The organism is Streptomyces sp. V1I1 (assembly GCF_030817355.1).
GTDB lineage: Bacteria > Actinomycetota > Actinomycetes > Streptomycetales > Streptomycetaceae > Streptomyces.
The window spans coordinates 384,875-401,184 of record NZ_JAUSZH010000001.1; the positions used below are offsets into that span (position 1 = coordinate 384,875).

The following is a 16,310-nucleotide window of genomic DNA, read 5'->3' on the forward strand; positions in this document are numbered from 1 at the left end:
GCGTTCGGTGCCGACCGATTATTGAGGTTATATGACGCCTAATCAATAGGGAAGCTATAGGATCAACGCGGTTAGGATGGCGGCATGCCCTCCAAGCGCGCCTACGTCTCCCCCCTCCGCGAGCAGGCCGCCGCGCGGACCCGCGCGCTGATCCTGCAGCGAGCCGCCGAACTGTTTGCCGAGCGGGGTTATGGGCGGGTGACTGTCGCGGACATCGCCTCGGCGGCCGGGGTCGCGTCGAAGACCGTCTTCGCCAGCGTCGGGAGCAAGGGCGACATCCTGGACCGGATCGTCGACCAGGGCGTGGTCGCCTCCGGCTACGAACGGTCCATGCGGCAACTGCTCGCCCTGCGGACACGCGAAGCGGTGCTCGAAGCGCTGGCCCACGGCACGCGCAGGGGCAACGAGGGGCAGTTCACGGTGCACGAAGCGATCCGCAAGGCGCTGCCGGTCCACGAGAACGGCGAGGCACTGTGGGAGCGGGCCACCGCCGCCTACCGGGACGCACTCCACGCCGCCTCCCGCCATCTGCACACCCTGACTCCACCGCCCTCCTGCCCGGTGGAGGAGACTGCCGACCTGCTGTGGTTCTGGTTCGGCCCCACCGGCTGGCGCACCCTGGTGGTCGAGAACGGCTGGTCGTGGGACCGGGCCGAGGGCTTCCTTCACCGCACGGCCGTCGCCACCCTGTGCTGATGCCAGTGGCCACGTCCGCGGCGGGCAGCGTCACAGACAGACGTCGACGTTCAGACGGTCCACGGACCCGCACGCCCACGAGCCGACGGGAGCCGACGTTCGCGTCGGCTCCCGTCGGCGCCGCGTAAGCGCCTGCCCGCGCTGCTACAGGCGTCGCTGGTCAGCCGGTTCTTACGAGCAGCCCGGGAACTCGCGCGCGAGGTGGACCGGCGGACGGGCCGACCATCGACAACCCGTACGACAACCCGATGCCGTTCGATCGGATGCTCCTCGGCGAGTGAACCGGGCCGCCCAGCGCAAGTGCGGTGCTGCGCGAGCTCAGCCGCCAGCAGCACGCCCTGGTCGGCGCGCTGGCCCGACAGGCGCGGCAAATGGCTGCCGACGCCGGACACACAGTGAGCGAGGACGTCCAGCATGAGGTCGAGTCCACCCTGCACGCGGTCCTCGCCGAGCACAGGCATGGGCCGCCGACCGGCTCACGAAACCGCTGAGCCCAACGGTCGTATTCACCTCTGCCACCGCGGAAACCGTGCCGCACAAGCCACGCCGCCTATGCCTTCCGCCGAACCGGCAAGACAGCGAAGGCCAAGAAGCAGACGAAGGCTTCGTCATTCGATTCCCTGGCCAAGGCAGAGCTCTACCAGCGCGCCGCGGACGCCGGAATCCCCGGCCGCTCCACCATGACCCGTGAGGAACTCATCAAAACCCGCTGTTCACCACGCTGCCGGCACGGTCGATCCAGGAGAACGGCACGATCGCGCTGCCGTTCGGCGCGGGGCGCACCTCGCCGGTCGCCGTGGCCGACGTCGCCCGCACCGTGCTCCGCGACCCCGCCCCGCACATCGGACACGCCTACGAGCTGACCGGGCCACGCGCGGTCGACATGACCGAGATGGCCGAGGAGTTCTCACGGGCGCTGGGGCGTCCGGTGTCCTACGTGGACGTGCCGCTGGACCAGTGGCGGACCGAGGTACTCGCCAAGGTGGGCCGGCCGCCGCACACCGAACAGCAACATCGCCACCATGGCCCGACTGCACCGCGAGAACCGCTACGACCGCGCGACCGACGACGTCGAACGCGTGACGGGCCTACCTGCCCAATCGGTCGGGGCGTTCGTGGCCGCTCGCAAGGACTTCTACCTGGGCTGAGCCGCTAACGCCGTTGTCGCACCACGTCGCACCACGTCGCACCAAATGGAAGGCCTGTCTTCCGTTCCACTCCGGCGCTACCGTGACCCTTCCGTACTTCCCTAGCCAAGGGCCGGTGACCGGCAACCCCGGCACGCACCGGCGGACGCACGGGCATCGGCGGAAAGGTATCGCAATGCACTTCGCATCGAATGCCTCTACGGACAGTGTGGTCAGCGCCTGGCGCTCCGGCGCCGAATCGGCCGAGGGCGCGGGCAATCCCGCGGGCTCCCTGTACATCGGCGGTTCCGCGACCGAACGTGGGCTCACCGAGATCGACGTGGCTGCGCTGACATGCGGCACCGCGTGCTCTGGATCGCGTACCCGGCCCTGTTGCTGATCTGATCCCCAACGACCCGTCTCCCGAAGCCAGTTGTCGGCTTCGGGAGACGGGTCCGTGATCGATGGGAGGAGATGCGCGTATGGCGCTCCCAGTCCGGCCCCGTCCTGTGGTGGCGTACGACGACGCGGGAGAGTTCGACGCCGCGCTTGAGCCCTTGGTCGCGCCCGCACTCGACCGTCTCCGGCGGCGGCTGCGCACGGTGCCGGACCCGCTGTCGGCCGGCGAACGGGAGACGTTGCTACTCGCCGCCCGCCGCTGCCTGCTCGGCGCTGTACGGCCCAAAGCCAATCGCCTCCTCCTGCTCGAACTGCACGCGGCACGTATGTCTGGCCGCCTCACCCGCGGGACCTCACAGCAGCGTTGGGACGAATTTCTCGAACTCGCCGCTGACCCCCCGTTCTGGAGCGCGCTCGACGCGCACTATCCGGCATTCACTCCCCGCCTGAACCGCGTGGTCCGCAACCGCTGCACCGCGGTGCTCGCCCTCGCTCAGCGGCTGGCCGCAGACCGCCCGCGGCTGCACGATCTCCTCGGAGCCCTGCCGGGGGAACTGATGGAGATCTCCATGGACGCGGGAGACTCGCACCGCGGTGGCCGGACCGTGGCGCTCTTACGGTTCGAAGGCGGCCGCACGGTGTACAAGCCGCGCTCCCTCACCGTGGATACCGCGCTCGCCGCGACGCTCGACGTGCTGCTGGCCGGAACTCCGCCCGAGGGGCGGATCCAGGTGCCACGCGTCGTGGAGGGCGAAAGCTACGGCTGGGCCGAGCACATCGGCCATCGGTACTGCGCCGACGCCGCCGAACAGTCGCGCTTCTACCAGGGGCTGGGCGAGTGGATGTGTGTCGTTCAGCTGCTCGGCGGCACCGACCTGCACGCGGACAACGTCATCGCCTGCGGCCCCGTGGCCTGGGTCGTGGACTGCGAGACTCTGTTCAGCCCCGAGCCTGACGTGGGCGCCAGCGAGCTCGGCGACGCATTCGACAGGGCTGCCGCCTCGGTGCGTCGCACCGTGCTGCGCACCGGACTGCTGCCCATGCGGCTGTCCCAACTCGCGCTGCAGGGCGTGGACATGTCGGCGGTCGGCGCGCTGCCCGGCCAGCAGCCACTCGTACCGGTACCAGTGATCGCCGGTGCGGGCACCGACCAGGCACGGCTGGCGATGGAACCCGCAGACATACCCGGCTCGGCCAACCTGCCCGCCCCCGACCCCGACCCGATCGCTCACCAGGACGACATCGTGCGCGGCTACCGCGATCTGCGCGGCCGCCTGGACGCGATGGACCGCTCCGGGAAGCTGCGCCCGGCATTGGACGTCTTCACCGGCTGCGACCTGCGCGTGGTGCTGCGGCCCACCCAGGTCTACGTCGAAGTCGCCAGGATGCTGTGGCACCCCGCCTCCCTTCACGACGAGGCGCCGGCGCTCGATCGCGCCCGCGACGTACTGACCCGGCAGGCGAAAGCGCTGCACGGCGCCCCTTCCAGCGAGGAGGTCGTGGATGCCGAAGTCGCCGATCTCCTCGACGGGGACATTCCCTTCTTTACGATGCGGCCCGAGCGCGGCCAGTTGGACGGCCCACGCGGGACCACATGGGGCGCGCCCGGTCAGCTGATCGACCAGAGCGTCGTGCGCTGGCGGGAGGGCAGCCCGGGGTTCGAGGAGAGCGTGATCCGCTCCTCGCTGCTGGGCGTCTACCGCGACCGCAGCGCCATGCCGGAAGGTGACCGGCATCGTCCGGTGGTGCCCCGTGGCGGCGACCTGGAGGAACGGCGGCGGGCCCTCGCCCGCCGGCTGGCCCAGGACCTGTGCGCGCGGGCCGTCATGGGCGACGACGGGACCGCCACCTGGATCGGTCCCGTGTACACGGACAGCGGCTTCAACGTCCGACCGTTCGCCGCGGACCTCTACAGCGGCCAGGCAGGCGTGGCCCTTGCCCTGCATGCCTATGTGGCCGAATCGCGCGCCGGTCGCGTACCGCCGGTGGACGGCCTGGAAGGGGTGGCCGACGGCGCGGTCCGCGCGCTGGCGGCCATGGAGGACGCCGTGCCCACCGGCCGCCTCGGCGCGTTCGACGGGATCGGCTCGGCCGTGCGCACCTGGCTGGCGATGTACGGTGCGTCCGGCCACCCTCAGGACTTGGACCGCGCGGAACGTCACGCCGGGCGCGCCGCCGGCCTGTTCGCGGACGACTCGATGCTCGACATCGCGGCCGGGGCCGCCGGACTCATCGTCCCTCTCCTCGCTCTGGCCCGGCACACCGGCGACACCGTGTGGCTCGACGTGGCCGACTCCGCCGCGCGGCACCTGGCAGACTGCGCCGCCGTACAGGAGGCCGCCACCGGCGTCACCGCCACCTGGCCGACTCAGCTCTTCCCCCAGGGCATCGGTGGATTCGCCCACGGAGCCGCCGGAATCGGCTGGGCCCTGTCCCGCCTCGGCCTCGCCGCCGGGGAGCAGCGCTGGCTGGATCTCGGCGAGGCGGCCACCGCGTTCCAGGAGAGCCTGTACCGGCCGGAAGCAGGTAGCTGGCTCGACCGCAGGGAAGCGGACCAGTCGCTGTATCTCGACTCGTGGTGCCATGGGAGTACGGGCGTCGGCCTCGCCGCCTGGGACCTCTACTCCAGGACCGGTGCACCCGACCACCTCGACCGTGCCGTGCGCGCGGCGGCCGCCACCTGGCGTACGGGCTTCGGCTGGGACTACACCCTGTGCCACGGAGACCTGGGCTCGTGGGAGATGGTCGACACGGTACTGGGCGGAGCCCCGGGGCCGCTGAGCGCCCACCTGGGCGGCGAGGAGCTGACACAGGGGCGGCTCGACGCGATCGTGCTCACCGGCCTGGAGGAGTACGGCCCGCTCTCCGACGGTGTGGCCCACACGGTGACGGCGAGCCTGCTGCCCGGCAGCTCGGGCGCCCTGCACCAGCTCCTGCGGATGTGCCGCTCCGTCAACTTCGACGGCGACGGCGACGGGACGGTGCCGTCGCTGCTGCTGCTCGACGGGCTCTAGCACTGCAAGGTTTTTTGCGTGACGGTGGAGTAGCTGGGGGCCTTGTGCTGGTTATGGGGGTGGGAGACGGTGCGGGCGGATGACGGGGAGCGGTGGGCGGGGTTGGCTGAGCTGTATGTTCTTGCGTCGGTTCGCCAGGGTCGAGCCGCGTGAGTCGGCGTTGGCGTGCATGCGGGGGCTGATCGCTCCTTTGGAGCGGAAGAACGGCTGGACGTTGGCGGAGGAGGCCGGGCATGCAGGCCCGGATCGCATCCATCGGCTCTTGAACCGGATTGACCGGGAGGCTGGTGAGGTCCTGGATGACGTGCCCGAGTACGTGGTCGAGCACCCTGGCGACCCGGAGGCGGTCCTGATCGTTGACGACACTGGCTTCCGGAAGAAGGGCGTGCGGTCGGTGGGGGTTCAGCGCGCGGCGGCCGCCAATGCTCGGGCTGAGCCCTGCCGTGGGGGCGATGGTCGGCTTCGTCGTGCCGCGCGAGCGGCTCACCGCACGCCGGGTGTGCGCCATGGTGCTGGTGGTGCTCGTCAGCGGTGCGCGCCCCCGAAGGCGCGACGTCCTTCGGGGTGCGCGATGCGGCCAGAGGAGGGGTTCATGAGCGCCAACAGCAGATTGACCATCGCCGCCCACGCGCTGGCCTGGATCGGTCTCTACCAGCGCCAGGGCCACGAGGTCGCCACCTCCGAGCAGATCGCGACCAGCGCGAACACCAACCCCGTGGTGATCGGGCGGCTGCTCGGCGAGCTGCGCAGGGCGGGGCTCGTGGAGTCCCGGAGGGGCGTTGACATCACCAAGGTCCCCACCCACGCCCAGGCCAACCAACAGTCTGGCAACCAGTCACGCCAAAGACCGTTGCGGTACTGGACGGGAAGTCACCCGTGGCCACCCGCACCAGGCCGGTCGGTGTAGGCAGCCGCCTGGATCTGGTACATGTCCGCGTACTCGCCGCCCGCCCGCATCAGGTGCTCGTGCGTACCCTGCTGGACCACCTCCCCCCGCCGCAGGACGACGATCCGGTCGCAGTCCCGCACCGAGGCAAGGCGGTGGGTGATGAGGACGACGGTGCGGCCCGCCGCGAGCAGCCGGATGTTCTCGTACACCGCCTGCTCGGCGCGCGCGTCCAGCGCGGCCGTCGGCTCGTCGGCGATCAGCAGGGGGGCGTCGCGGTAGAAGCCGCGGGCGACGCCGATTCGCTGCCACTGACCGCCGGACAGGTCCACGCCGTCCCTGAACTTCTTCGACAGCAAGGTCTCGTAGCCGTACGGCAGCAGCTCGATCACCTCATGGGCTCCGGAGTCGCGCGCGGCGCGCAGCAAGGCGGAGCCGTCCACGTCAGAGCGGTCGGCACGTCCCAGGGCGATGTTGCCGCGCGCCGTCACGGGCCAGCGCGTGGGCTGCTGCATCACCAGCGCCACCTGCTCACGGATCCCGGCAGGGTCGACATCTGCCAGATCGGTACTGTCCCAGTGGACTGTCCCCTTGTCCGGGAGGTAGAGACCGGCGAGCAGAAGGGCCAGCGTCGTCTTCCCGGATCCGTTCTCGCCGACCAACGCCACCGTCTCGCCCTGCCGTAGGACGAAGTCGATGCCGAGGAGCGCGGGATGCGGGCTGCCCGGATACGAGAAGTGGACGTCCTTCAGCCGGATTTCGGTGAACCCGGCGGGGGCGGGTCGGCCGGTCGGCGGGCGGGAGCGGGCCGCGGCCTCGGCGAGGAAGGCGTGATGGTCGGTGATGTAGAGGGACTTCTCGTAGAGCCGGTCGACGGCCACCATCAGCGTGGCGAGTGAGCCGCTGGCGGCACGTACCGCCACAACGGCGGTCCCGGCCACGGCCAGTGGCACGACCTGAGCATGGACGAGCAAGCCGAGAGCGGTGTACGCGGCCGCCAGCGCCAGGCCCGACAGTGCGCGGCCGACCGCTCCCACCCGGGTCTGGGAATACCCCACTTGGATCTCCTCCCGCTCCACCAGCGAGGCCAGCCGCCGGAATTCGCTCAGCAGCGGTCGTTCAGCGGTGCAGGCCCTGACCTCGGCTGCCGCCTCCCGGGAGGTGAGGAGATCGGCGAACAGCCACAGTCGCCGGTAGAGGGACATCTGGCGGACCATCCCCACGAAGCCGATACGTGCCGAACTCAGCGCGGCCCACCCCTGCGGGGCTATCGAAAGGGCCAGCAGCGGAAGCAGTACCGGATGCAGCCCCGTCACCACCCCGACGCCGACGAGCAGGCCCACCGCTGCCCCGAGGAACTCGACTGCGTGGCCCAGGGCCAGTTGGGTGTGGTCGATGCCGCGGTCGCGGGCGCGGGCCATGGTGTCGTGCCAGTCGGCGTCGTCGAAAGCTCCCAGTTCCGCGCCGACCGCCGCGGCGTGCAGGCGGTCCTCCGCCACCCGCCGCACTCCCGGTGACAGCCGCGCCTGGGCTGCTGCAACCACCGTCTCCAACACAGCCCGCATCGCCGTGGCGACCGTCACGGCGGCCACTGCCGGCAGGGCGTCGCTGACTCGCTCCGGCGCCGGACCTGAGGCGAACAACGACCCCAGGGCTCGTGCAGTGGCCATGAGCGCCAGCGCCGTGGCCACCCCGGCTACCAGCTGCGCGACTACCAGCAGTACCGCGCCGCGCCTGCTCGCGGCCCAGGCCAGCCGCCACACCTGCAGCAGAGCGACCGGCAGCCGAGCAGCCAGGCGGCCGAGGCTCGCGGCCGCAGCCTCGCCGTCGAACGAGGTGTCGTATCCCTCGCCCAGCTCGCCGAACTCACCCATATCCGGTTGCTGATTGCCCGCCATACCGATCCTCTCCCGGACGACGTCGTGAACCCCGGCAGCGAATGGGGCTTCGCGCGCAGCACCTCGCGTTCATGCACTGTGCCTTGTGACGCACCGGCGAGGGAACGGCTTGCGGTGGCCGAATCGGCGAGCACACGCCGCCGTTCAGTTCACCAGATCTGGATCGGCGGGGCTTGCGCCGTTGTATCGGCCCGTACGTGACCGCGTTGCCGGGATCGGCGGGTCATGCGCCGCGGGGCACCCTGGACCGGGTGGGCGGGAACGGCGTCACGGCAGCAATCGCTGCTCTCGCGGTGGGGCGAACCACCTGCGAGATGTCTATTCCGTATTGGGCACCGCACGGCCCACCCAGAATTCGGTGGAAGTCTTCGGTTCGCTGTCCGATGTCGTCTCGCTCGTCGACGAGGCCAGCCGCGGCTGCAAGACGGAGATGATCAGCAGCCAGCCCGGCGGCGGCCGTCCCGTCGAACAGCTGGAACAGGCCGTCGCCCGCGACCTCGAACTCCTTGAGCGCGGTGTGCGCATGCGGACCCTCTACCAGCACTCCGCCCGCCACCATCCGCCCACCCGCGCCTACGTCTACCAGGTCACCAGCGCCGGCGCCGAGGTCCGTACCTGCCCCGAACTCTTCGGCCGCCTGATCGTCTTCGACCGTGCCGTTGCGTTCATCCCCCACCACTCCCTCCCCGGCGGCGGCGCCGTCGTACGCGACCCCTCCACCATCGCCTTCCTCCACAGCGCGTTCGAAAGGGCCTGGGACCTCGGCACGCCGTTCGCCGAAAACCGCCCCGACCTCACCGCCCTCAGCGACGTCCACCGCAACATCCTGCATCTGCTCGGCGAAGGCGCTCGCGATGAGACCATTGCCCGCCGCCTCGGCTTCTCCCTGCGCACCTGCCGTAAATACATCGCTGAGATCTTCGACATGCTCGGCGCCGAAAAGCCGTTTCCAAGCGGGCTACCTCACCGCTGACCACGACCTGCTGAAGTAGCCACACCGTGCCCACCAGGACGACGCACCACTCTCGGGCATGACGATGACGAAAGACTGGGGACACTCCGCAGGAAACGGCCTGACGCCGGTGAAACTCTGGGCGTCGTCGGCGATCCGGGTGCGGGGGGGGAACCCGGCGCGATTGCTCAGCGATCTCGCCGACACCGCGGTGCTCCAGCTGCTGCGCCAGCGCCTCAACGACGATCTGCACGCCTGAGGCACGTCGTCGGAGCCGGGGGCGTGTTTCCGCACTCCTCCGGCTGAGCCCCAGCCACCGACCCCGCACGATCCTCGGCGGTTGCTCGGCCCCCCTGGTCGGACATCGCTCTCCACAGCGTGCGGCACATGATGTTGCGGCGGGCGCGAGCGGCGGATGCTTCGTAGATTAAGAGGCAGCGGTTCACCGACGCTGGCAGGGAGCACGTGACATCACCGGAGATCGACTACGCGGCGCTGTTCGCCGACACGCCGAGCCCCTACCTGGTGCTGGGACCCGACCTGGTGATCGTCGATGACGGCACCTGCCAGCTGCTCGACCGGGCCACCGACCCACCGCTGGGCGCCCGCCCCGAGCACGTCCCCCGCCCCCAGGCCAGCCTCCCCTACACCCCGGGCGACACCCTCGTCCTCTACACCGACGGGCTCATCGAGCGCCGCGGCGAAGACATCGACGCCGGCCTCAACCGGCTGACCGACGCCCTGGCCGGCTACGCCCGACTCGGCCCCGAGCGCCTCGCCGACGCCCTGCTCGCCCGCCTCGGCGTCAGCGGCGGCGCCCGCGACGACATCGCCCTGGTCGCCGTACGCCTGTGACGCCTTCGCCATCATCGGACGTCGCAGTCACGCCAGGAGGCAGCCTTGCGGCGTTTGGGGGCGATCTCCGGGTGGAGAGATGAGCCAGCCGGTACCCAGCCAGGCGTTGGCCCCGGTGCGGCCACAGCACCGCTCACGGGATCACTGACACTTCCCGTGTCCAACAACGATTGACGTTCTCGTGTCCGGCGACACCCGCGTGAAGGTCGCTCTTGAACCCTGTTCGGGGAGCAAGTTCCTGCCTGGAAGTGGCCTTCGACAACATTTGGCGAGGCGAGTGACGAAGGCGCGCAGGCCCGCGCGCGCGACAGGGCCGGACATGGTCCCATGGTTCCGGGGGACCGTTCCTAGCAGTACCCGGGAGAGGTCGAGATGAGTACCTATCGAGCTGCTCAGGTAGCCACCGCCGGCGGGCCGTTCGAGATCGTCGAGCGTGAGGTACCGCAGCCGGGACCCGGCCACGTGCGGGTTGCCGTGGACGCCTGCGGGATCTGCCACAGCGACGCCGCTTTCGTCAACGCCCTGTTGCCGGGCGTCCGGTTTCCGTTGGTCCCCGGGCATGAGATCGCCGGTCGCATCGAGGAGCTCGGCGAGGGAACGCAAAGCCGCGGCTGGCAGGTGGGCGACCGGGTGGCGGTGGGCTGGTTCGGCGGCAGCTGCGGCCACTGCAGGCGCTGCCGACAGGGCGACTTCATCGTGTGCGAGAACCTGAAGGTCCCAGGATGGGCGTACGACGGGGGTTTCGCCGAGGCGGTGATCGCACCGGCCGACGCCCTGGCCGGGATCCCCGACGCGCTGGCGCCCACGGATGCGGGGCCCTTGGCCTGCGCGGGGGTGACCACGTACAACGGGCTACGGCGCAGCTCCGCACGGCCGGGCGATCTGGTCGCCGTACTCGGCATCGGGGGCCTGGGCCACCTGGGGGTGAAGTACGCGGCCGCCATGGGCTTCGAGACCGTGGCGATCGCCCGCGGGGCCGCCAAGGCGGACTTCGCCAAGCAGCTCGGCGCGCACCACTACATCGACAGCACCGCGGACACCACCGTCGCAGACGCCCTGCAGTCCCTCGGCGGGGCCAAGGTAGTCCTGGCCACCGCCGCCAACTCCGACGCCGCGACGGCAACCGTGGAAGGGCTCTCCCCCCGCGGCGAGCTGGTGGTCATCGGCGCGACCGCCGAGCCGCTGGGAGTCAGCCCGAACCAGCTGCTCATGAGCGGCAAGATCATCCGCGGCCACCCGTCCGGCACCGCGCAGGACGTGCAGGACACCATGGCGTTCAGCGCCCTGCACGGGATCCGCCCGATGACCGAGATCATGCCGCTTGACCAAGCCGATGAGGCGTACCAGAAGATGATGTCCGGCACCGCCCGCTTCCGCATGGTGCTCACCCCCCGCTGACCTTCACGGTCTCGACCTCAACTACGGCGACCACCGTCCGCCGGGTTCAGGAACGTCTCCACAACGGTGCCGGCCGTCGCCCCCAAGGCGAATCCCGAGCCTCAGCTCACCGCACTGGGCACGGTTGCAACCACCGTTCAAGCCACAAGAGGCCGGTGAGAACAGGGCGCCCGGCGGCCTCGGCGCCGCCGGGAACGGCGACGCCGACGTACGGGCCTGTACTCGGCGGCGTGTCAGGGTGGTCAGGCGTGCCTTGAGCTGCGCCGCGATCTTCACCATGCGCTCGGCCTGGTGCCGGGCCGCGGCGCGGGTGGTGTCTGTCGTCCACCGGGTTCGTGCCCTGGGCGTCCACGTGTGAGGTGCCGTAGGGATTGCCGTCCGCGAACTTGACCGGGGCGGTGAAGCCGGGGTGCAACCACGATGCCGCCGAAGCGGTGGAGCACCCTGGCCGCCCACGTTGCCCGCTCGTGCCGACCGACGCGGCAACAGCGCCGTCGTCGTCGTTCTCTCCTGCGCCCTGTTGCTCAGCCTGTGCAGCCTCTACATCTCCGTCCGACCGCCTCCTGGAGGTCCGCACGGCCCTCCGGGATCCTGCCGCAGCGGATGGCCAGGGCCCCGCGGTCCCCCAGCGCCTGCGCGTACCGGAAGCGGGCTGGGCGACGCCGACGGAGTACGTGCCTGTCTGGCGTCGGGAGCCGCGCCCTCCTCCAGCGATTACGACGGCCGTACGCCCTCCACCTGGCGCCAACGTCGACCCGTATGTCGTGACCCGCCTGATCGTCGACACCTGCTGCACCGCACTGGAGCAGGCCGGCCAGGTCTGACCTGCCAGGTCCGGACCCACCAAGGCCGCCGGGGCGGCCCCGGCATTTGCGGGGCGTGTCGATCAGCGAAAGAACCCGTTCACGCGTACCCGACTGGGCAGCTTCGCGACTACACGGACAACGAATCAGCCGCGAGGGGCGCTGTCACTCGTTGCCGTCGCGCGGGGTGCGTCCGGTCGGCCCACCGCCGCTGCGGAGGCCGGCTCCTCCGGGGTGCACGTGACCTTGTCGCGAGGCGTGTAGTGGGTCTTGAAGTCTTCGCGCTTGACCTCCCGGCCCTCCTGCACGAAGACGCGGCCGACAGAGACGTCGAACCCTTCGAGTGGGCTCTGGACTTCGCACGTCGGGCCGCTGCCCGTGCGTGTGCCCGGCGGCTTGATGTTGGTGCGCGGCCCCTTGGTCGCACGTATCTCGTCGTACTTCTTCGTGCCGAGGAAGCTGATGGTCACCGAGGTGTCGGTGGATTCGGCCTTGATGTAGAGGGCGTGACCAGAATCGTTGGTCCAGCGCAGGTCGAGGGTGCCCCACGCGACCGTGGCTTCGCGGCCTTCGGGGTAGCGCTCGATGTAGAAGGAGTGGGCGCCGTACTCCACCGGCTTGACGCCCGCGAAGAACATGGCGTTGAACATGGTGGTGGCGACTGCAGAGACGCCGCCTCCGGGCGACTTCACGTACTGACCATTGTTGATCATGATGCCGTCGACGAAGCCGTTGTCCTTCGTACGCTCACCGACCGTTCGGTTGAAGCTCCATTCCTGTCCGGGCAGGGCAACCGAGCCGTTGATGAACTCCACCGCGCGCGCGATGTTGGTGCTGCGGTAAGGGGCGGGCGGGAAAGCGACGGTGAATGAGGAGACCTTCTCCTTGATGCCGAGCCGCTGTGCCGATGCACTCGTGAGCTGCGGCTGGACCACTACGGTGGCGATCTCACCGGTGCGGGCCGCGCCGGAGCCGGTCAGCAGGGGTACCACGGCCTCGCCGAATGCCTTCGCGGTGACCTGCCGCCCCACGGAGCTTTCCTGGGCCACCACCACGCGGTCGTCGCCGTCGAGCCGGAGCACGGCATCCCGAGGGCCCTGGGCGGCGTCGCGCACCGGGCGGGAGACAGCGGGGTCGGCGAGCAAACCCTTGGAGTTGAGGGCCGGCACGAGGCGGTTTCGACTGTCGGGCTTCATCGTCAGATGCCTGCCGAGCGCGGCGGTGCCAATGGATATGCGTTTCTCAGCGAGGGTGAGCGTGACGGGTCCGGACATCGCGGGCTGGGCGAACTCGTTCATGGCCCGCTCGGTCTCGTGCGGGCCGATCCGCGGCTGCGTCTGCCTCACCGGCATCACGACGGGGGCGGCATCCGGAGTGCGGAGGTAGCCGTCGCGGATAGTGTCCAGCGCCTTGTCTGTGATCATGGCGACGCCGGTGACCGGAGCGACGGCCTTCGCTCTCCCCTTCTCGAACGATATCGCCCCATCCCGGACCTGCCGCTTGCTGGCCGCGGCGATACGGTCGGCTTCCGCCCGGCTCGTCCGCTCGTCCATGCGTATTACCGGCTCGACGTCCCGGCCGCCGGAGGCGAAGAGCCTGCCGATTGCCGTTACCGGATCGGATCCTGCCCTTGCGGCACGGTCGGCGGTCGCTGCAGTGTCGAGGGACAGCCCGAGCGCGCCGGGATCGGCCTTCTCTATGCGGTCACCGATCTTCAACGCGACCGGCGCTGCGAAGACCGGCCCGAGCCTTCGGTCCAGGACCTGCCGGGCCTCCGCTCGGCCCATTCCGCCGATGTCGACCGCGCGCACCCTTGTGCCCTCTGCGATGTCGTCACCGGCCACCAGCCCGGTGACGTAGAGGCCACCCAACCCGAGCACGACAGCCCCACCTGCGACGGACAGAACGATCCGCCAGTTGCCCGTCGCGCTGCGTGCGCGTCCCATGTCTCTCCCTGTAGCGCCGACCGCCGGAATGGTGCGTTTGGCCAGCCAGAGCAGACCTGCACGAGTGAATTCGCACAGAATAATCCAGAAAATAGGAGAAATCGGAGAAATGTAATTTCCGTCACGATAGAGAAGCTTTCCTGGATGCCTGATGCCTGGAGCGCCTTGGGAATCGCACCCGCCTCGAGCGCCGCACCGTGCAGGTTCTCGGCAATGCGATGCCGGGCTTCGGCAAGCGGATGGCGTTGACGGAATCCGCCGCGCATGACGTACACAACCGCTGTCAACGACGAGGCCGACGGCGGCCAGGTCAACGCCGACCGCGCCGTGCGGTACCACCGTCAAGGCGGAAACGATGTCATCGGCCTCCGCGGCTGTCGCAGGCTGGTGCGGTGTCGCACAGACTGCGCTCCCGCCTGATCTCCGGCGCCGGGTGGCGTGCTCGCGTTCTCGCAGCGCCCGCCGGTAGAGGGCTGCTACGGCTGCCAGGCCTCGTACATCGACCCGTCCGAGGACGAGGACCAGCTCGCGGTGAAGCGGTGGGACTACGAGCCCTACCGGTGGATGGAGATCCTGGCCGGGCACGGATTCGCCGCAGCGACCGCCCGCGTGCTGCCGGCCCCGGCCGGACCGCGGAAGGGCGGCACCCTCCTCGTCCACGCCCACGGGTAGCGGCCGCCCCACCGCCGCCTCGGTCTGTCTACGTCCCCCGTCGCGGACAGAGCGGGCTATTCCACGCCGGTGACGGCCATCTCACCCAGCAGTGACCAGTCGTCATGCGGGACCTTCACGTTCACGATCCGGGGTGTCTCGGCCAGGTGGGGTGGCAGAGTCCGCTGCGCGGTCTTGAAGTGCTCGGAGTGCACGTGCGCTGCCCCGGCATCGTCGTCTCGGAAGGCCTCGACCAGCACGTACTCCGTGGGGTCCTCAATGCTCCGCGACCAGTCGAACCACAGGCAGCCCGGCTCACCGCGCGAGCCGGCGGTGAAGTCGGCGGCGATCTCAGGCCACCGGTCGGCGTACTCAGGGCGAACCTTGAACCTAGCCGTGATGAAAATCATCGGATTCCTCTCGCTGGACTGTCCACACACTGCGCGTGCCACCTGCATGAGGTTGAACCTCGGGAGTGGGCACCGGGTTTCATGCGACGCGTGACAGATTACGTGATGTGATCATCCACCGTTCGAACTCGACCCGGGGTGAGGTAGCCGATCGCCGGAGTGGCGTCGCCGCTGGTTGCAGTAGGCCGGCCAGCGGGCAAGCCGGGCCGCTGCACGCGGCACCGGCGCTGGCTCCTGGCAGTTCCCCGGAGCCCTGAGCTTGTCTTTTGAGGTCTGAGTTGGTTGCGTTCGGCGATGTTCTCGGGGCGTTTCACGGTTTTGCCCACGCCGTGGCGGGTGGCGACCACTGGTTCTTCGAGCCGAGTGGCCGTCCCGGACCGGGCCGTGAGGGTTTAGGTGCACGGGCCGGACAGGCCAGGTGTGGGCGGAGGTCCCTGCCTGCGGATTTCCCGCCCTGGCGGACCGTTTGGGGCTTCATGGCCCGGTGGGCCGCCGCCGGGATCATCGGACAGATCCGCGACCAGCTGGGCCACTGGTCGCCTGGGGCTGCAGGCACGTGCGGGCGGACGACCGGACCGGGCCGGTGGACACGGACTGCTGCGCCACGAGTTGATCGGTCGAGCCGGCAGCCTCTCGCCTCGTCGGTGGGGAACGGTCACCGCGCTGTAGTCCGCTACCCCAACCACATCGGGATGATCGAGGCGATCAGCAGGAGGGCCAGCACGGTGTTCAGCACCCGCCAATGCCGGTTTGTCCGCAGCATCCGGGCGAGCAGCAGCCCGGCGGCGCACCACAGCGTCAGCGATACAGCGGCCGCGAAACCGAACACCGTCCCGAGCAACGCCGCGAGGTGGAACGGTCCGCCTGCCACGGCAGTAAAGGATGCAGCCGCGCCGAGGGTCATGGTCCAGCCTTTGGGATTCAGCCAGAGCAGGCCCATGCCGCCGATGAGGCTCGTCGGTGCAGGCACGTTCGTTGGCGGACTCGGCGGTCCGCTCCTGCCGATCCTCCAGGCCAGTCGCATCAGATAGGCCGATCCGGTCAAGGTCACGATCAGCTGTAGCGACGGTATTGCGAGGAGGAGACCTGCGAGTCCGGCGGCCGCCGCGGCCGCCAGCGTCGCGAGGCCGATGGCGATGCCTGCGATGAGCGGCACGGAGCGGCGAAAGCCGAAATGCGCTCCGGACGCCGTCACCAGTGTCGTGGCACCGCCGGGGGTTATCGTCGCCACCACCGCGAACAGCAGAGGCGATACGAACGCATCGTTGGTCATCG

13 protein-coding genes and 5 pseudogenes are annotated in these 16,310 nt (G+C 69.9%); 12 read left to right on the plus strand and 6 right to left on the minus strand.

The genetic code is table 11. The features are described 5' to 3' along the window. The first annotated feature begins 84 nt into the window (after nt 1-84). The 7 genes and pseudogenes from QFZ67_RS02035 to QFZ67_RS02060 all read left to right on the plus strand — a co-directional run. Nucleotides 85-696: a TetR/AcrR family transcriptional regulator gene (locus QFZ67_RS02035; RefSeq protein WP_307659355.1), complete on the plus strand. Its 612-nt coding sequence runs from the start codon at nt 85-87 to the stop codon at nt 694-696. Nucleotides 697-1,001: 305 nt separating this feature from the next. Continuing rightward, complete coding sequence (locus QFZ67_RS02040; protein ID WP_307659356.1) at nt 1,002-1,187, plus strand: hypothetical protein; 186 nt, start codon at nt 1,002-1,004, stop codon at nt 1,185-1,187. Between the two features lie 531 nt (nt 1,188-1,718). Further along, nucleotides 1,719-1,844: a hypothetical protein gene (locus tag QFZ67_RS02045; RefSeq protein ID WP_307659357.1), complete on the plus strand. Its 126-nt coding sequence runs from the start codon at nt 1,719-1,721 to the stop codon at nt 1,842-1,844. A gap of 175 nt (nt 1,845-2,019) precedes the next feature. Continuing rightward, the gene (locus tag QFZ67_RS39005) at nt 2,020-2,223 is read left to right on the plus strand and encodes a DUF6229 family protein (RefSeq protein ID WP_356234122.1); all 204 of its coding nucleotides are present in this window, start codon (nt 2,020-2,022) and stop codon (nt 2,221-2,223) included. Nucleotides 2,224-2,305: 82 nt separating this feature from the next. Beyond that, entirely contained in the window at nt 2,306-5,236 is a 2,931-nt protein-coding gene (locus QFZ67_RS02050; RefSeq protein ID WP_307659358.1) for a type 2 lanthipeptide synthetase LanM family protein, read from the plus strand. A gap of 118 nt (nt 5,237-5,354) precedes the next feature. Further along, nucleotides 5,355-5,663 (plus strand): annotated as a pseudogene (locus tag QFZ67_RS02055) (transposase); the annotation flags it as partial. Nucleotides 5,664-5,828: 165 nt separating this feature from the next. Next, nucleotides 5,829-6,017, plus strand: a pseudogene (locus tag QFZ67_RS02060) (Rrf2 family transcriptional regulator); the annotation flags it as partial. A gap of 89 nt (nt 6,018-6,106) precedes the next feature. On the opposite strand, the gene QFZ67_RS02065 reads toward QFZ67_RS02060, so the two are convergent. After that, a complete protein-coding gene (locus QFZ67_RS02065) occupies nt 6,107-8,020 on the minus strand; it encodes an ABC transporter ATP-binding protein (RefSeq protein ID WP_307659359.1) in 1,914 nt (637 codons plus the stop codon). 358 nt (nt 8,021-8,378) lie between these two features. Here QFZ67_RS02065 and QFZ67_RS02070 point away from each other — a divergent pair, with 358 nt between their 5' ends. The 4 genes and pseudogenes from QFZ67_RS02070 (at nt 8,379) to QFZ67_RS02085 (ending at nt 11,225) form a co-directional block, all read left to right on the plus strand. Beyond that, nucleotides 8,379-8,993, plus strand: a complete 615-nt coding sequence (locus tag QFZ67_RS02070) for a LuxR family transcriptional regulator (protein WP_307659360.1) — start codon at nt 8,379-8,381, stop codon at nt 8,991-8,993. Between the two features lie 58 nt (nt 8,994-9,051). Then, nucleotides 9,052-9,231, plus strand: coding sequence for a hypothetical protein (locus QFZ67_RS02075; protein WP_307659361.1), 180 nt, complete (start codon nt 9,052-9,054; stop codon nt 9,229-9,231). A gap of 233 nt (nt 9,232-9,464) precedes the next feature. Further along, nucleotides 9,465-9,827, plus strand: a pseudogene (locus QFZ67_RS02080) (PP2C family protein-serine/threonine phosphatase); the annotation flags it as partial. 372 nt (nt 9,828-10,199) lie between these two features. Next, nucleotides 10,200-11,225, plus strand: a complete 1,026-nt coding sequence (locus tag QFZ67_RS02085; RefSeq protein WP_307659362.1) for an alcohol dehydrogenase — start codon at nt 10,200-10,202, stop codon at nt 11,223-11,225. Nucleotides 11,226-11,468: 243 nt separating this feature from the next. Here the strand turns inward: QFZ67_RS02085 and QFZ67_RS02090 are convergent. Both QFZ67_RS02090 and QFZ67_RS02095 read right to left on the minus strand, forming a co-directional pair. Then, nucleotides 11,469-11,665, minus strand: a pseudogene (locus QFZ67_RS02090) (NAD(P)H dehydrogenase); the annotation flags it as partial. Nucleotides 11,666-12,174: 509 nt separating this feature from the next. Next, the gene (locus tag QFZ67_RS02095; protein WP_307665702.1) at nt 12,175-14,313 is read right to left on the minus strand and encodes a VanW family protein; all 2,139 of its coding nucleotides are present in this window, start codon (nt 14,311-14,313) and stop codon (nt 12,175-12,177) included. Between the two features lie 99 nt (nt 14,314-14,412). Between QFZ67_RS02095 and QFZ67_RS02100 the strand changes: the two genes are divergently transcribed. Then, entirely contained in the window at nt 14,413-14,646 is a 234-nt protein-coding gene (locus QFZ67_RS02100; protein ID WP_307659363.1) for a hypothetical protein, read from the plus strand. Between the two features lie 56 nt (nt 14,647-14,702). Here the strand turns inward: QFZ67_RS02100 and QFZ67_RS02105 are convergent, their stop codons facing one another. From QFZ67_RS02105 to QFZ67_RS02120, 3 genes and pseudogenes are all read right to left on the minus strand, one after another. Continuing rightward, nucleotides 14,703-15,035, minus strand: a complete 333-nt coding sequence (locus QFZ67_RS02105; protein ID WP_307659364.1) for a putative quinol monooxygenase — start codon at nt 15,033-15,035, stop codon at nt 14,703-14,705. Between the two features lie 269 nt (nt 15,036-15,304). Then, nucleotides 15,305-15,534: pseudogene (locus QFZ67_RS02110) on the minus strand (transposase); the annotation flags it as partial. A 174-nt stretch (nt 15,535-15,708) separates the two neighbouring features. Beyond that, a complete protein-coding gene (locus tag QFZ67_RS02120; RefSeq protein ID WP_307659365.1) occupies nt 15,709-16,308 on the minus strand; it encodes a LysE family translocator in 600 nt (199 codons plus the stop codon). Nucleotides 16,309-16,310 lie beyond the last annotated feature (2 nt).

What these genes read in the sequence shown, in the direction of transcription:
- QFZ67_RS02035 (WP_307659355.1), top strand. Translation starts at nt 85, where the DNA reads ATGCCCTCCAAGCGCGCCTACGTCTCCCCCCTCCGCGAGCAGGCCGCC.
- QFZ67_RS02085 (WP_307659362.1), top strand. Translation starts at nt 10,200, where the DNA reads ATGAGTACCTATCGAGCTGCTCAGGTAGCCACCGCCGGCGGGCCGTTC.
- QFZ67_RS02045 (WP_307659357.1), top strand. Translation starts at nt 1,719, where the DNA reads ATGGCCCGACTGCACCGCGAGAACCGCTACGACCGCGCGACCGACGAC.
- QFZ67_RS02120 (WP_307659365.1), bottom strand. Translation starts at nt 16,308, where the DNA reads ATGACCAACGATGCGTTCGTATCGCCTCTGCTGTTCGCGGTGGTGGCG.
- QFZ67_RS02075 (WP_307659361.1), top strand. Translation starts at nt 9,052, where the DNA reads ATGACGATGACGAAAGACTGGGGACACTCCGCAGGAAACGGCCTGACG.
- QFZ67_RS02050 (WP_307659358.1), top strand. Translation starts at nt 2,306, where the DNA reads ATGGCGCTCCCAGTCCGGCCCCGTCCTGTGGTGGCGTACGACGACGCG.
- QFZ67_RS02065 (WP_307659359.1), bottom strand. Translation starts at nt 8,020, where the DNA reads ATGGCGGGCAATCAGCAACCGGATATGGGTGAGTTCGGCGAGCTGGGC.
- QFZ67_RS02105 (WP_307659364.1), bottom strand. Translation starts at nt 15,035, where the DNA reads ATGATTTTCATCACGGCTAGGTTCAAGGTTCGCCCTGAGTACGCCGAC.
- QFZ67_RS39005 (WP_356234122.1), top strand. Translation starts at nt 2,020, where the DNA reads ATGCACTTCGCATCGAATGCCTCTACGGACAGTGTGGTCAGCGCCTGG.